This window comes from Aeromonas sp. ZOR0002 (genome assembly GCF_963866995.1).
GTDB lineage: Bacteria > Pseudomonadota > Gammaproteobacteria > Enterobacterales > Aeromonadaceae > Aeromonas > Aeromonas caviae.
Map to the genome: position 1 here is coordinate 1 of NZ_CAWMFQ010000319.1, position 277 is coordinate 277.

1 protein-coding gene is annotated in these 277 nt (G+C 59.6%); it reads right to left on the minus strand.

Features of this window, described 5'->3' with window-relative positions; translation table 11 throughout:
• A partial coding sequence (locus AACR77_RS17160; RefSeq protein WP_197055469.1) for an IS1 family transposase occupies positions 1-267 on the minus strand: 267 nt, incomplete at its 3' end.
• Between the last annotated feature and the right edge of the window lie 10 nt (positions 268-277).

The window sequence follows — 277 nt, forward strand, 5'->3', positions numbered from 1 at the left end:
AAGTCGAGCCAGAGGCGTCTTGGTGAGAACGGAACTGGTGCGCAGACACTGCTTGCAGCGATAACGACGCAGCCCTCGACTCCAACCCCAGGGAGCCAACTGCGTAGCCTCGGCCTGACAGTGAGGGCAACATCGACAAGCGGGGAGTTGAGCGGCCAGCGAGGTGATTGGGTGAGGGGTAGTGAGTTCATGTTGCGCGAGGCGACGCTGGCGCATGGTGAGCTGTGGAAAGAGAGACAGTAGATGTTGAAAGGCTTGGGTATCCATGATGGAGGCC